At 70.9% G+C, this 14,047-nt stretch carries 14 protein-coding genes; 13 read left to right on the top strand and 1 reads right to left on the bottom strand.

The window, feature by feature from the left end; genetic code table 11:
• Positions 1 to 8: 8 nt before the first annotated feature.
• Positions 9 to 695 (bottom strand): DNA alkylation repair protein, encoded by a 687-nt coding sequence (locus ACYQ77_RS21615; protein WP_459714037.1) that lies wholly within the window; start codon positions 693 to 695, stop codon positions 9 to 11.
• Positions 696 to 831: 136 nt separating this feature from the next.
• Between ACYQ77_RS21615 and ACYQ77_RS21610 the strand changes: the two genes are divergently transcribed.
• From ACYQ77_RS21610 to tyrS, 13 genes are all read left to right on the top strand, one after another.
• Positions 832 to 2,430 (top strand): alpha/beta fold hydrolase, encoded by a 1,599-nt coding sequence (locus ACYQ77_RS21610; RefSeq protein ID WP_459714034.1) that lies wholly within the window; start codon positions 832 to 834, stop codon positions 2,428 to 2,430.
• Between the two features lie 110 nt (positions 2,431 to 2,540).
• Positions 2,541 to 3,557: an N-acetyl-gamma-glutamyl-phosphate reductase gene (argC, locus tag ACYQ77_RS21605; RefSeq protein ID WP_459714032.1), complete on the top strand. Its 1,017-nt coding sequence runs from the start codon at positions 2,541 to 2,543 to the stop codon at positions 3,555 to 3,557.
• Positions 3,554 to 4,711 carry a bifunctional glutamate N-acetyltransferase/amino-acid acetyltransferase ArgJ gene (gene argJ / locus ACYQ77_RS21600; protein ID WP_459714030.1) on the top strand — a complete coding sequence of 386 codons (1,158 nt, stop codon included), beginning with the start codon at positions 3,554 to 3,556 and terminating at the stop codon, positions 4,709 to 4,711. The genes argC and argJ overlap by 4 nt, the downstream gene beginning before the upstream one ends.
• Positions 4,708 to 5,595 carry an acetylglutamate kinase gene (gene argB / locus ACYQ77_RS21595; RefSeq protein ID WP_459714028.1) on the top strand — a complete coding sequence of 296 codons (888 nt, stop codon included), beginning with the start codon at positions 4,708 to 4,710 and terminating at the stop codon, positions 5,593 to 5,595. Before argJ ends, argB begins: the two co-directional genes overlap by 4 nt.
• Positions 5,592 to 6,782, top strand: coding sequence for an acetylornithine transaminase (locus ACYQ77_RS21590; protein WP_459714026.1), 1,191 nt, complete (start codon positions 5,592 to 5,594; stop codon positions 6,780 to 6,782). The genes argB and ACYQ77_RS21590 overlap by 4 nt, the downstream gene beginning before the upstream one ends.
• A 1-nt stretch (position 6,783) precedes the next feature.
• Positions 6,784 to 7,701 (top strand): ornithine carbamoyltransferase, encoded by a 918-nt coding sequence (gene argF / locus ACYQ77_RS21585; protein WP_459714024.1) that lies wholly within the window; start codon positions 6,784 to 6,786, stop codon positions 7,699 to 7,701.
• Positions 7,698 to 8,216, top strand: a complete 519-nt coding sequence (locus ACYQ77_RS21580; RefSeq protein WP_459714022.1) for an arginine repressor — start codon at positions 7,698 to 7,700, stop codon at positions 8,214 to 8,216. Before argF ends, ACYQ77_RS21580 begins: the two co-directional genes overlap by 4 nt.
• Positions 8,209 to 8,445 carry a hypothetical protein gene (locus tag ACYQ77_RS21575; RefSeq protein ID WP_459714020.1) on the top strand — a complete coding sequence of 79 codons (237 nt, stop codon included), beginning with the start codon at positions 8,209 to 8,211 and terminating at the stop codon, positions 8,443 to 8,445. Before ACYQ77_RS21580 ends, ACYQ77_RS21575 begins: the two co-directional genes overlap by 8 nt.
• Positions 8,438 to 9,847 carry an argininosuccinate lyase gene (argH, locus tag ACYQ77_RS21570; RefSeq protein ID WP_459714019.1) on the top strand — a complete coding sequence of 470 codons (1,410 nt, stop codon included), beginning with the start codon at positions 8,438 to 8,440 and terminating at the stop codon, positions 9,845 to 9,847. The genes ACYQ77_RS21575 and argH overlap by 8 nt, the downstream gene beginning before the upstream one ends.
• Before the next feature lie 49 nt (positions 9,848 to 9,896).
• A complete protein-coding gene (locus tag ACYQ77_RS21565) occupies positions 9,897 to 10,466 on the top strand; it encodes a winged helix-turn-helix domain-containing protein (RefSeq protein WP_459714016.1) in 570 nt (189 codons plus the stop codon).
• Positions 10,463 to 11,704: an MFS transporter gene (locus ACYQ77_RS21560; protein WP_459714014.1), complete on the top strand. Its 1,242-nt coding sequence runs from the start codon at positions 10,463 to 10,465 to the stop codon at positions 11,702 to 11,704. The genes ACYQ77_RS21565 and ACYQ77_RS21560 overlap by 4 nt, the downstream gene beginning before the upstream one ends.
• Before the next feature lie 10 nt (positions 11,705 to 11,714).
• Complete coding sequence (locus tag ACYQ77_RS21555) at positions 11,715 to 12,353, top strand: DNA-3-methyladenine glycosylase (protein ID WP_459714012.1); 639 nt, start codon at positions 11,715 to 11,717, stop codon at positions 12,351 to 12,353.
• 45 nt (positions 12,354 to 12,398) lie between these two features.
• A complete protein-coding gene (gene tyrS / locus ACYQ77_RS21550; protein ID WP_459714009.1) occupies positions 12,399 to 13,673 on the top strand; it encodes a tyrosine--tRNA ligase in 1,275 nt (424 codons plus the stop codon).
• The last annotated feature ends 374 nt before the right edge of the window (positions 13,674 to 14,047 follow it).

Raw genomic sequence — 14,047 nt, 5'->3', positions numbered from 1 at the left:
GCCAACCGTCACAAGTGTTTAAGCGCCTCCCGCACGGACAGCGGCGACAGGCCGGGGTGATCGTCGACGAAGGCGCGGACCCAGCCGGGTTCGGTGCGCGCGAACTGCCGCAGCGCCCACCCGATGCCCTTGCGGATGAAGAAGTCGCGGTCGCCGGTGTTCGCCTCGATCGCCTCGGCCAGCAGCGCGGTGTCGGTGGCCTCCTTGAAGCCGAGCTGGCAGATGATCGAGGTCCGGCGCTTCCACAGGTCCGCGTCGGTGGCCCACGCCCGCATGACCGGGGTCAGTTCGTCCGGGAAGTCCCGTAACAGCGGGCCGATCCTGCGGTTGGCGACCTCGTCCACGTAGTCCCACCACGCGCCGGTGACGATCATCTCCTCGTACAGTGGCAGCAGCGCGGGCGTCTGCCACGCCCGGTACGCCCGGTGCCCGGTCAGGTCGATCGCCACGTACCGCTCCTCGCGGTAGGCGGCCTCGCGCCACAGGGTCAGCGCCGCGGTCCGCAGCGCGGCCTCGTCCGGCAGCGGGTGCGCGGCGAACAGGTCCTTCACCAGTGCCTTGCGTTCCGGCGACGCGACGCCGCGGTAGGGCATCTCGGACTTCATGTAGCGCTGCATCTCCGGCGCCTTGCGCGCGTCGCCCGCGGCGGCGAGTCCGGATCGGACAGCGGCGATCAGAGCACGGGATTCGTCCATGGGGCGCAAGCTACTTCACCCCACCGACAATGCCGTGTGCCTGCGTGTTCGAGTGGTTGCCGTGCGTGCGGTCACGATACGGTAATACGACTTTCGGAGTGTTCCCCATTCACGTTTTCGGAGGCAGGCTCATCCGGTGATCAAAGCTAAGAGATTCGCCGCCCTGGCGGCGATCGCGGGCGTCGTGCTCAGCGGACTCACGGCGACGACGGTCGCTACCGCGGCACCGGCGAAAAACCCCGAATTCACTCCAAAAGCCATCCAATGGGGTGAATGCGACATTCCCCGGCTCGTGCAGGCCGGGGCCAAGTGCGGCTTCCTCGAGGTTCCCCTCGACTACGCGAAGCCGGCAGGCGAGAAGATCAAGCTCGCCGTCTCCCGGGTGACGCACAAGAGCCCGGACGCCGAGTACCAGGGCCCGATGCTGGTGAACCCGGGTGGTCCCGGCGGCTCCGGCCTGATCTACTCGATCTTCGGCGACTTCGTGCCGGACGGGGGTGGCGACGGCTACGACTGGATCGGCTTCGACCCGAGGGGTGTCGGCGCGAGCCAGCCGTCGCTGTCGTGCATTCCGGACTACGACGGGTACAACCGGCCGTACTTCGTGCCGATCACGCCCGGCCTCGAGCGGACGTGGCTCAAGCGTTCCAAGAATTACGCGGACGCGTGCGGTGCGAACGGCGGGAAACTGCTCGAGCACATGACGACCGTCGACTCGGCGAACGACATGGAGAGCATTCGCAAGGCGCTCGGCGCCGAGCAGATCAACTACTACGGGTTCTCGTACGGCACCTACCTCGGTCAGGTGTACGGGACCCTGTTCCCGGACCGCTTCCGCCGGGTGATCTTCGACGGCAACGTCAACCCGAAGCGGGTCTGGTACGACGCGAACATCGACCAGGACATCGCGTTCGACCGCAACATCAAGATCTACTTCGACTGGATCGCCAAGTACGACAGCGTCTACCACCTCGGCAAGACGGGCCGCCAGGTCGAGGCGCTGTTCTACCAGAAGCAGGCCGAGCTGCTGCGTGCCCCGGCGGGCGGCAAGATCGGCCCGGACGAGTGGACCGACATCTTCCTGCAGGCCGCCTACTACGTGTACGGCTGGGAGGACGTCGCCAACGCGTTCGCGGGCTACGTCCACGACGGTGACTGGCAGACGCTGGTGGACCTGTTCGGCACGCCGCCGTTCGACGACAACGGCCACGCCGTCTACCTCGCGGTGTCCTGCACGGACACCCAGTGGCCGACGAACTGGAACAAGTGGCGGGTCGACAACTGGCTCACGCACCTGCGCGCGCCGTTCGAGACGTGGGGCAACGTGTGGTTCAACGCCCCGTGCGTCTTCTGGCCCGCGTCGGCCGACAAGCCGGTGAAGGTCGACGGCCGCAAGGTCGACAGCGCGCTGCTGATCAACGAGACGCTGGACTCGGCGACGCCGTACTCCGGTGCCATCGAGGTGCGCAAGCTGTTCCCGAACTCGGTGCTCATCGAGGGTGTCGGCGGCACCACCCACTCGGGGTCCCTCTCCGGGGTGGAGTGCACCGACAGCATCATCACGGAGTACCTGAAGACGGGTGCGCTGCCCCAGCGCAAGCCGGGCAACGGCTCCGACGTCCAGTGCGAGCCGGTGCCGCAGCCGGTACCCGCGGGTGCGGCGGCGGACAAGCGGGCCGCATCGGTCCCGTCTGCCGACCTCCGCGCCGAACTGGCGGTGGCGGTGCCGCGCTGACCGAGCGATGACCGCACGACGGGCGCTCCTGGGGCATCCTGGGAGCGCCCGTTTCGTGTCTCATGCCAACTCGGTTGAGTGAGTTTGCATGGGCGTGCATAATCATCCACGTGACGATCAGAATCGCCGTGGGTGGCGCCAGTGGGTATGCCGGGGGTGAGTTGCTGCGGCTCCTGCTCGGTCATCCCGAGGTGGAGATCGGCGCGCTGACCGCGGGCGGCAACGCGGGCACGGCGCTCGGCACGCACCAGCCCCACCTCCTGCCGCTCGCCGACCGCGTCCTGGGCGAGACCACGCCCGAGCAGCTCGCCGGCCACGACGTGGTCTTCCTCGCATTGCCGCACGGCCACTCCGCCGAGATCGCGGCCCAGCTCGGGCCGGACACACTCGTGATCGACTGCGGCGCCGACCACCGTCTGGAGAGCGCGGACGACTGGGCCCGCTGGTACGGCGGCGCGCACGCGGGCACCTGGCCGTACGGCATGCCCGAGCTGCCCGGCCACCGCGAGGAGCTCCGCAACGCCACGAGGGTGGCCGTCCCCGGCTGCTACCCGACGGGCGCGTCCCTGGCGCTCGCCCCCGCCTTCGCGGCGGGCGTGGTCGAGCCGGATGTGGTGATCGTCTCGGTCAGCGGCACGTCCGGCGCGGGCAAGTCGCTCAAGCCGCACCTGCTCGGCTCCGAGGTCATGGGCTCGGCCAGCGCGTACGGCGTCGGCGGCGCCCACCGGCACACGCCGGAGATCGCGCAGAACCTCGGGCGGATCGCGGGGGAGCAGGTCGCCGTCTCGTTCACCCCGGTCCTCGCGCCCATGCCGCGCGGCATCCTGACCACCGCGTCCGCGCCGCTGAAGACCGAGGTGGACCCGGACGAGCTGTACGGCAAGGCCTACGCCGACGAGCCGTTCGTCCACGTTCTCGAGCACGCGTGGCCGGCGACCGCGGCCACGCTCGGCTCGAACGCCGTCCAGCTGCGCGCGACCGTCGACCGCGACGCGGGTCGCCTCGTGGTGGTCGCGGCGCTCGACAACCTGACCAAGGGCACCGCGGGCGCGGCCGTCCAGTCCATGAACATCGCGCTCGGCCTGCCCGAGACGACCGGCCTGTCCACAGTGGGAGTAGCACCGTGACCGTCACCACGCCCCAGGGCTTCCGGGCCGCGGGAGTCGCCGCCGGGATCAAGGAGAACGGCAACAAGGACCTGACCCTCGTGGTCAACGACGGTCCGCTGGACCTCGCGGCGGGCGTCTTCACCCGCAACAAGGTGAAGGCCGCGCCCGTCCTGTGGTCCCAGCAGGTGCTGGCCACCGGCCGCGTGAAGGCGGTCGTGCTGAACTCCGGTGGCGCCAACGCGTGCACCGGCCCGGAGGGCTTCCAGGACACGCACGCGACGGCCGAGCACGTCGCCGCGACGCTCGGCATCGGCGCGGTCGACGTGGCCGTCTGCTCGACCGGCCTGATCGGCGCCCGCCTGCCGATGGACAACCTCAAGGCGGGCGTCACCGCGGCCGCCGCGCAGCTCGCCGGGACCGAGGAAGCGGGTGTCGACGCGGCGACGGCCGTCATGACCACCGACACCGTGCCCAAGCACGCCAAGGCCGTGCGGGACGGCTGGGCGCTCGGCGGGTTCGCCAAGGGCGCGGGCATGTGCGCCCCCAACATGGCGACCATGCTGTCGGTCATCACCACCGACGCCGTCCTCGGCCAGTCCGACCTGGACGCCGCGCTGCGGGCGGCCGTGCACGTGACCTTCAACGCACTCGACGTCGACGGCGGCACCTCCACCAACGACACCGTCCTGCTGCTGTGCTCCGGCGCGTCCGGCACGGAGGTCCCGGTCGGGGAGTTCACGGCCGCGCTCACGGACCTGTGCCGCGACCTGGTCGCCCAGCTGCAGGCCGACGCGGAGGGCGTCACCAAGCACGTCACGATCACCGTCCGGGGCGCCGTCACCGATGCGGAGGCGGAGGCGGCAGCACGGGTCATCGCCCGCGACAACCTGTGCAAGACGGCGTTCTTCGGCTCCGACCCCAACTGGGGCCGCATCGCGATGGCGGTCGGCAACGCGCCTGCCGAGTTCGACCCCGCCGAGCTGGACATCAGCATCAACGGCGTCCTCGTGTGCGAGGAGGGCGCGGCCGGTGCGGACCGGTCGAAGGCGGACCTGTCCGGCCGCGACATCACCGTCGAGGTCGACCTGCACGCCGGACCGGGCAGCGCGACCGTGCTGACCACCGACCTGTCGCACGGCTACGTCGAAGAGAACAGCGCGTACTCGTCATGACGATCCCCCAGGCGGCCGAGAAGGCCGCGGTCCTGATCGAGGCGCTGCCGTGGCTGCAACGGTTCCACGGCGCCACGGTCGTCGTGAAGTACGGCGGCAACGCGATGGTCGACGAGGCGTTGAAGGCCGCGTTCGCGCAGGACATGGTGTTCCTCAAGCTGTGCGGCCTGCACCCGGTCGTGGTGCACGGCGGCGGCCCGCAGATCACCGCGATGCTCGAGCGGCTCGGCATCCCCGGCGAGTTCAAGGGCGGCCTGCGGGTCACCACGCCGGAGACCATGGACGTGGTCCGCATGGTCCTGACCGGTCAGGTGTCCCGCGAGCTGGTCGCGCTGATCAACGCGCACGGCCCGTACGCGGTCGCGATCTCCGGCGAGGACGCGAACCTGCTCACCGCGCAGCGCCGCCGGGCGGTCGTCGACGGCGCGGAGGTCGACATCGGCCTGGTCGGCGACGTCGTCGCGGTGAACCCGGACGCGGTGCTCGACATCGTCCGCGCGGGCCGCATCCCGGTCGTGTCCACGGTCGCCCCCGACGCGGACGGCCTGGCGCACAACGTGAACGCCGACACGGCCGCCGCCGCGATCGCGGTCGCACTGGAGGCCGAGAAGCTCGTCATGCTGACCGACGTCGAGGGTCTGTACGCGGACTGGCCGGACAAGGACTCGCTGCTCAACCAGATCCACGCCGACGAGCTGGAGAAGATGCTGCCCGGCCTCGCCAGCGGCATGATCCCGAAGATGGAGGCGTGCCTCGCGGCCGTGCGCGGCGGCGTGCCGCGCGCCCACGTGATCGACGGCAGGCTCGCCCACTCCGTGCTGCTCGAGGTGTTCACCGGCAGCGGTGTGGGCACGATGGTCCTGCCCGAGGAGGAAAGCGCATGATCTCGTCCAATGTGGACGGCCAGGCCAAGTGGCGGGCGTCCCTCATGGACAACTACGGCACGCCCGCGCTCACCCTGGTGCGTGGCGAGGGCGCGTACGTGTGGGACGCCGACGGCAACCGCTACCTCGACCTCGTCGGTGGCATCGCGGTCAACGCGCTCGGGCACGCGCACCCGGCCGTGGTCCAGGCGGTGACCGAGCAGATCCAGACGCTCGGCCACACGTCGAACCTGTACGTCAACCAGGTCACCGTCGAGCTGGCGGAGGAGCTGCTCGACGTGGCCGGCCTGGCCGGCCAGGCGAAGGTCCTTTTCTGCAACTCGGGTGCGGAGGCTGTCGAGGCCGCGCTGAAGCTCTCCCGGCTGACCGGCCGCAGCAAGATCGTGGCCTGCGAGGGCGCGTTCCACGGCCGCACGATGGGCGCGCTCACGCTGACCGGGCAGCCCGCCAAGCGGGAGCCGTTCGCGCCGCTGCTGCCGGACGTCGTGCACGTCCCGTTCGGCGACGCAGACGCGCTGGCCGCCGCGGTCGACGACCACACCGCCGCCGTGATCGTCGAGCCGGTGCTCGGCGAGGGTGGCGTGTACCCGGCTCCTGCCGGCTACCTGCAGGCGGCCCGCCGGATCACCACCGAGCACGGCGCGCTGCTGATCGTCGACGAGGTGCAGACCGGCCTCGGCCGGCTCGGCACGTGGTTCGCGTTCCAGCAGGCCGGGATCACGCCCGACGTCATCACGCTCGCCAAGGGCCTCGGCGGCGGCCTGCCCCTGGGGGCGTGCATCGGCGTCGGCGCGGCCGGTGAGCTGCTCAAACCGGGCCAGCACGGCACCACGTTCGGCGGCAACCCCGTGTGCTGCGCGGCCGGGCTCGCGGTGCTGCGGACCATCGCCGCCGACGGCCTCGTCGAGCACGCGGCGGCGCTCGGCAAGGAGATCGCCGCGGGCGTCGAGTCGTTCGGCCACCCGCTGGTCGCCGAGGTGCGGGGGAGCGGTTTCCTGCTCGGCATCGGGCTCACCAAGCCCGTGTCCGGGGCGGTCGCGGCCGCCGCGCTGAAAGCCGGCTACCTGGTCAACAACGTGCAGCCCGACACGGTCCGGCTGGCGCCGCCGATGATCCTCGACGCCGACCAGGTGCACGGTCTCCTCGACGCCCTCCCGGGTGTCCTCGACGCGGCGCAGGAGGCGTGACGTGGTCCGGCACTTCCTGCGCGACGACGACCTGACCCCGGACGAGCAGCTCGCCGTGCTCGACCTCGCCGACCGGATGAAGGCCGACAAGCTCGGCTTCGACGGCCTCACCGGCAAGTCGGTCGCGACGATCTTCGAGAAGAACTCGACGCGCACCCGCCTGTCGTTCGAGGTGGGCATCCAGCAGCTCGGCGGCCAGCCGATCGTCGTCGACGGTCGCACGATGCAACTCGGTCGCGAGGAGACCATCGAGGACACCTCACGGGTGCTGTCCCGCTACGTCGACGCCGTCGTGTGGCGGACCTACGCGCAGAACCGGATCATCGCGATGGCCTCGGCGTCGCGGGTCCCGGTGATCAACGCGCTGACCGACGAGTTCCACCCCTGCCAGGTGCTCGCCGACCTGCAGACCATCCGCGAACGGCACGGCAGGCTGGCCGGCGTCACGCTCGCCTACCTCGGCGACGGCGCCAACAACATGGCCCACTCGCTGCTGCTGGGCGGCGCCACCGCGGGCCTGCACGTCCGCGTCGCGCACCCCGACGGGTTCGCGCCGCACCAGGACGTGCTGATCGACGCCAAGGAACGCGCGTCCGCCACGGGTGGCTCGGTGACCGTCCTGACCGACCCGCACGCGGCGGTCGACGGGGCGGACGTGCTGGTCACCGACTCGTGGACGTCCATGGGCCAGGAGAACGACGGCAAGGACCGGGTCGCGCCGTTCCGCCCGTTCCAGGTCAACGCGTCGCTGCTGGCGCGGGCCGCCGAGGGCGCCATCGTGCTGCACTGCCTGCCGGCGCACCGCGACTGGGAGATCACCGACGAGGTGCTCGACGGTCCGGCCAGCGCGGTGTGGGACGAGGCGGAGAACCGGCTGCACGCGCAGAAGGCGCTGCTGTCGTGGCTGGTGACGGCATGACGTCGGTCTCCAACACGACCCGGGTCGCCAGGCAGGCGCGGATCGTCGAGCTGGTTTCCACGATGGCCATCCGCAGCCAGACCGAGCTGGCGAAACTCCTCGCGGGCGAGGGCATCGACGTCACCCAGGCGACGCTGTCCCGCGACCTCGACGAGCTGGGCGCGGTCAAGCTGCGCGGCGTCGACGGCGGCGCGGCCGTGTACGTGATCCCCGAGGACGGCGCACCCGTGCGCGGTGTGCAGGGCGGCACGTCCCGGCTGTCCCGCCTGCTCACCGAGCTGATGGTGTCCGCGGACTACTCGGCGAACCTGACCGTGCTGCGAACCCCGCCCGGTGCCGCGCAGTTCCTCGCGAGCGCGATCGACCGGGCCGCACTGCACGAGGTCGTCGGCACCATCGCGGGCGACGACACCGTGATGGTCATCGCCAGGGAACCCCTGTCCGGCAGGGACCTGGCGGCACGCTTCACCGCCCTCGCGGCGGGCACCCACGAAGGAGAAGGGGACGATGGGTGACGAACTGGTCATCACCTTCGACAACGGTGTCCCGGTCGCCATCGACGGCGAGACCGTGACCGCGCTGCAGGCGATCCAGCAGATCTCCCGCCGCGCGAGCGCCCACGCGCTGGACACGTTCGCCGCGGTGTCGCAGGAACACGTTTCCGGCGAGGTCCACATGGTGCTGCACGCCGGTCGTGCGGTCGTGACGGAGCCCCGCCCCGAGAAGAGGTACGAAAATGTCTGAGCCGACCGCCCTGTGGGGTGGCCGCTTCTCGTCCGGTCCGGCCGAGGCGATGGCCAAGCTGTCGCTGTCGACCCACTTCGACTGGCGGCTCGCGCCGTACGACATCGCGGGGTCGCGCGCGCACGCCCGCGTGCTGCACAACGCGAAGCTGCTGACCGACGACGAGCTGGCGGGCATGCTCGCCGCGCTGGACTCGCTGGCCGCCGACGTGGCGTCCGGTGCGTTCACCCCGGTCCTCGCCGACGAGGACGTGCACACGGCCCTGGAACGCGGTCTCATCGAGCGGGCGGGCGCCGAGCTGGGCGGCAAGCTGCGGGCAGGCCGGTCGCGGAACGACCAGGTCGCGACCCTGTTCCGGATGTGGCTGCGGGACGCGGCCCGGCGCGTCGCCGCGGGCGTCTCGGACATCGTCGCCGCGCTGCTGCACCAGGTCGACCAGCACCCGACCGCCGTCATGCCCGGCCGCACGCACCTGCAGCACGCGCAGCCCGTGCTGCTCGCACACCACCTGCTCGCGCACGTCCAGTCGCTGCTGCGCGACCTCGACCGGCTCCGGGACTGGGACAAGCGCGCCGCCGTGTCGCCGTACGGCTCGGGCGCGCTGGCGGGTTCCTCGCTCGGTCTCGACCCCGAGGCGGTCGCGAAGGAGCTGGGCTTCGACGCGTCGGCGGAGAACTCGATCGACGGCACCGCGTCCCGCGACTTCGCGGCCGAGATGGCGTTCGTGCTGGCCATGCTGGGGGTGAACCTGTCGCGGATCGCCGAGGAGACGATCATCTGGACGACCGCCGAGTTCGGCTACGCGACCCTCGACGACGCGTGGGCGACCGGCTCGTCGATCATGCCGCAGAAGAAGAACCCGGACGTCGCGGAGCTGACCCGCGGCAAGGCGGGGCGTCTCATCGGCAACCTCACCGGGCTGCTCGCCGTGCTGAAGGCGCAGCCGCTCGCCTACAACCGGGACCTGCAGGAGGACAAGGAGCCGCTCTTCGACTCCGTCGAGCAGCTGGACCTGCTGCTGCCCGCCATCGCGGGGATGATCGGCACGCTCACGTTCCACACCGACCGCATGGCGGCGCTGGCCCCGGCCGGGTTCACCCTCGCCACGGACATCGCGGAGTGGCTGGTGCGCCAGGGCGTGCCGTTCCGCGTCGCCCACGAGGCGGCGGGGGACTGCGTGCGGATCGCCGAGGCCCGGGGCGTCGGCCTGGAGGACCTGACCGACGAGGAACTGGCGGGTGTGCACCCGGCCCTGTCGCCCGAGGTGCGCGACGTCCTGACCGTCGACGGCTCGATCGCGTCCCGCGACGCGTACGGCGGCACGGCCCCGGCGCGCGTCGCCGAGCAGCGCGCGCGCGTCGATCAGGTGCTCGCCGACCTGCGGTTGTGGTTCGCACAATAGTTGTGCACAAGTCTTGTGCACAGAAAGTGTGCACAGTTATTGTGCACGCATGGACAACCTGCACCTGGACAGCCGCGCCCTGCGGGTGCTCGCGCACCCGCTGCGGGCGCGGCTGCTCAGCGAACTGCGCCTGAACGGCGCCGCCACCGCGACCCAGCTCGCCGAGCGCCTCTCCACCAACTCCGGCGCCACCAGCTACCACCTGCGCAAACTCGCCGAGGTCAACCTCGTCGTGGAGACCGGCGAGGGGACCGGCAAGCAACGGTTCTGGATGCCGGCGCAGGAGTCGCACAGCTGGTCGGACACCGAGCACAAGGACGACCCGGACGCGGCCGCCGCCGCGCAGTGGCTGCAGCAGCACTACGCGGCCCACTTCGCCGAGATGCACGCCCGCTGGGAGGACGAACGCAGGCACTGGCCGGGCGAGTGGCGTGACGCCGCGCGCACGTCCGACGGCCTGCTCACCGCCACCGCGGCGGAACTCGAGGAGCTGATGACCGAGCTGGAGCAGGTCGTCCTCCGGTACCGGGAGACCCTCGGCGACGAGCCGCGGCCCGGCGCCCGGCGCGTGTCGGTCCAGCTCTACGCGATGCCGGTCGACCCGGAAGACAGACCATGACCGGCGCCCAGGCACGCAACCGGTACCTGTTCCTGCTGTTCCTGCGCTGGTTCCCGGTCGGTCTGTGGGTGCCGATCGTGATCCTCCTGCCGCTCGACCGCGGTCTCACCCTCGCCGAAGCCGGCCTGGCGGCGTCCCTGCAGGGGTTCGTCGTCCTCGCACTGGAGCTGCCGACCGGCGGTCTGTCCGACTCGTGGGGACGCCGCCCGGTCCTGCTCCTGGCGTCGGTCATCGGCACCGCGTCGGTGACCCTGCTGATCTTCGCCGACACCTTCGCCCTGTTCGCCCTGGTCTGGGTGCTGCAGGGGGTCTACCGCGCGCTGGACAGCGGCCCGCTCGAGTCCTGGTTCGTCGACGCGACGCTCGCCGCCGACCCGGACGCCAAGCTGGAACGCGGCCTGTCCGCGGGCGGCACCGTCGCCGGCGTGGCCATCGGCACGGGTGCGCTCGTGACCAGCGCCATCGTCGCGTGGGTCCAGGTCCCCGGCGTGCCGACGCTCGTGCAGCCGGTCCTGCTCATCCTCGTGCTGCAGGTCGCCGGGTTCGCCGCCCTCGCGCTGCTCGTCCACGACTCCCCGCACCCGAAGGGCAAGCGCTCGCTGCTCGCGTCGGTCCGCGACGTGCCGAGGGTGATCGCCGAGGGCACGCGCATCGTCCGCGGCTCCCGCGTCCTGCTGTGCCTGCTCGGGGTGTCCCTGTGCTGGGGCTTCGGCATGGTCACGTTCGAGGTGCTGATGCCGGTCCGCCTGTCCGAGCTGGTCGGCGGTCCGGAGCGGGCCGCCGAGCTGACCGGCCCGACCAGCGCCGCCGCGTGGTTCGTCAACGCGCTCGGCGCGGCCGCGATCACCCTGCTCACCGCACGCATCGGGGTCGGGCGCACCGCCATCCTGCTGCCGCTGCTGCAGGGCGGCGCGATCGTGACCATGGGACTGGTCGCAGGCCCCGCGGGCGTCATCGCCGCCCACCTGGTCTGCTACACCGCACACGGGGCGTGGGGCCCGGTCAGCAACACGATCCTGCACCGCGAGGTCAGCGGCGAACACCGCACGACGGTCATGTCGATGACGTCGATGATCTGGCAGCCGGCCGGCGCGCTCGGCCAGATCGTGCTCACCCAGGTCGCCACCGGGGTCTCGACCGGCTTCGCGATCGTCGCGGGCGGCATCGTGCTGGCACTGGCGTCCCCGCTGTACCTGCCCGCCATGCGTGCCGAGCGACGGCAACCGGTGCCCGTATAGGGTCGGGCGCATGTCCGTTGCCGGTGCCACACCACTGGACCGGCAGCTCACCAGGGAGGAGCTGGCGGTCGACCCGGTCGACGCCGCGAAACTCCTGCTCGGCTGCGTGCTCGAGGCCGGTGAGGTGCGGGTGCGGCTGGTCGAGGTCGAGGCCTACCGGGGCGGCGACGACCCCGCGTCCCACTGCTACCGCGGCAAGACCCCGCGCAACGAGGTCATGTTCGGCCCCGCCGGGCACCTGTACGTGTACTTCGTCTACGGCATGCACTTCTGCGCCAACGTCGTGTCGCTGACCGACGGCGTGCCCGGCGCCGTGCTGCTGCGGGCTGGCGAGGTGGTCGGCGGCGTCGAGGTGGCCCGGTCCCGGCGCCCCGCGTCCCGCAGCGACGCCGAGCTGGCGAAGGGTCCCGCCCGGCTCACGTCCGTGCTCGGCCTGGAACGCGGCCACAACGGTGTCGACCTCACCGATCCGGGGTCACCCGTCCGGTTGTACGCCGGTGACCCGGTGCCCGCGGAGCGCATCCACGCGGGTCCACGCGTGGGCGTCGCCGTCGCCATGGACGTGCCGTGGCGGTTCTGGGTCGAGGGCTCACCCGCCGTGAGCGTGTACCGGCGCGGCGGAAAACGCCGGGTCAGGACCGTCGGCTGATACTCGCGCGACCCACCGGGCGGTGGTGCGAGAGTATTGGCGACCGTGACGGAGCACATCCTCGACGAGCTGTCCTGGCGCGGGTTGATCGCGCAGTCCACCGACCTCGACGCGCTGCGGCGCGACCTCGACGCCGGTCCGCTGACGACCTATGTCGGGTTCGACCCGACCGCCCCCAGCCTGCACGCCGGGAACCTCGTGCCGTTGCTGATGCTCACCAGGCTCCAGCGGGCCGGGCACCGGCCGATCGTGCTCGCCGGTGGCGCCACCGGCATGATCGGTGACCCCCGTGACCAGGGCGAACGGTCCCTGAACACGCTCGACGTGGTGGCCGAGTGGGCGGACCGGATCCGCGGCCAGCTCGAACGGTTCGTCGACTTCGACGACTCGCCGACGGGTGCGGTCGTGGTCAACAACCTGGAGTGGACCGGCGGCATGACCGTGCTGGAGTTCCTCCGCGACGTCGGCAAGCACTTCTCGATCAACGTGATGCTCCAGCGGGAGACCGTGCGGCGGCGCCTCGACGGCGACGGCATGTCGTTCACCGAGTTCAGCTACCTGCTGCTGCAGTCCCACGACTACCTGCAGCTGTTCCGCAAGTACGGGTGCACGCTGCAGATGGGTGGCTCCGACCAGTGGGGCAACATCGTCGGCGGGGTGGAGCTGGTGCGCAGGATCGAGGGCGCGTCCGTGCACGCGCTCACCGCACCGCTGGTCACCGACGCCGAGGGGCGCAAGTTCGGCAAGTCGACCGGCGGCGGCAACGTCTGGCTCGACCCCGAGCTGACCTCGCCCTACGCCTGGTACCAGTACTTCGTGAACGTCGGGGACGAGGACGTGCTCCGCTACCTGCGGATGTTCACGTTCCTCCCGCGTGAGGAGATCGAGGCGCTGGAGCAGGACACCAGGGAGCGCCCCTTCCTGCGCGCCGCGCAGAAGCGGCTCGCCGCCGAGTTCACGACGCTGGTGCACGGCCAGCGGGCCACCGACCAGGTGGTGGCCGCGAGCGCGGCGCTGTTCGGCAAGGGGGAGCTGCGTGACCTGGACGAGTCGACCCTGACCGCCGCCATGGCCGAGGCGCCGACCGGGACCGCGCGTCTCGCGGACAAGCCCACGATCGTCGACCTGCTGGTGTCGTCCGGGCTCGTCGAGAGCAGGGGCGCCGCGCGCCGGGCCGTGAACGAGGGCGGGGCGTACGTGAACAACCGGAAGATCACCGACGAGGAGTGGACGCCGGCCGCCGACGACCTCCTGCCCGGCCGGTGGCTCGTGGTGCGTCGCGGCAAGCGCAGCACCGCAGGGGTCCAAATCACCCCCTGACCTGCGGAAACGCACGTTAAGGGGGGGTGGGTGAAACGGGGTTTTTCGGGCCGTGTAACTTTCTCTCTGTCAGCGCGACACGGACCGGAAAGCCGGAAGGCCAGACCGGGACGGAGCGAGGACAGGGGGGTCGCGAACCAAGCTCTCACCAAGGTGATAGAGTGGGCGACCTCAGGCCGAGAGAGATCGAGGCCGATGCTAGACTTGAAGAAGCCCCCAGAAGATAACTCTTGCAGTGTCGGACGGGTGTGCGTGTGTTGTTTGAGAACTCAACAGTGTGCCGATTCAAAATGCTAGTGAGCTTGTGCCTGGCCTCTTTTGATAGAGCTAGGTATTTATTGCTGGGATTTGTTTCTCTTCACATAAAGCATTGT

Source organism: Actinophytocola sp. KF-1 (assembly GCF_054661535.1).
Note: the sequence above shows the minus strand (reverse complement) of the source record. Positions and strands in the feature narration are given on the sequence as shown.

Bases quoted from the DNA above. Each gene is read 5' to 3' on its own strand.
- ACYQ77_RS21615 (WP_459714037.1), bottom strand. From the start codon at position 695: ATGGACGAATCCCGTGCTCTGATCGCCGCTGTCCGATCCGGACTCGCC.
- argB (WP_459714028.1), top strand. From the start codon at position 4,708: ATGACGATCCCCCAGGCGGCCGAGAAGGCCGCGGTCCTGATCGAGGCG.
- ACYQ77_RS21590 (WP_459714026.1), top strand. From the start codon at position 5,592: ATGATCTCGTCCAATGTGGACGGCCAGGCCAAGTGGCGGGCGTCCCTC.
- ACYQ77_RS21580 (WP_459714022.1), top strand. From the start codon at position 7,698: ATGACGTCGGTCTCCAACACGACCCGGGTCGCCAGGCAGGCGCGGATC.
- ACYQ77_RS21575 (WP_459714020.1), top strand. From the start codon at position 8,209: ATGGGTGACGAACTGGTCATCACCTTCGACAACGGTGTCCCGGTCGCC.
- argH (WP_459714019.1), top strand. From the start codon at position 8,438: ATGTCTGAGCCGACCGCCCTGTGGGGTGGCCGCTTCTCGTCCGGTCCG.
- ACYQ77_RS21565 (WP_459714016.1), top strand. From the start codon at position 9,897: ATGGACAACCTGCACCTGGACAGCCGCGCCCTGCGGGTGCTCGCGCAC.
- ACYQ77_RS21560 (WP_459714014.1), top strand. From the start codon at position 10,463: ATGACCGGCGCCCAGGCACGCAACCGGTACCTGTTCCTGCTGTTCCTG.
- ACYQ77_RS21555 (WP_459714012.1), top strand. From the start codon at position 11,715: ATGTCCGTTGCCGGTGCCACACCACTGGACCGGCAGCTCACCAGGGAG.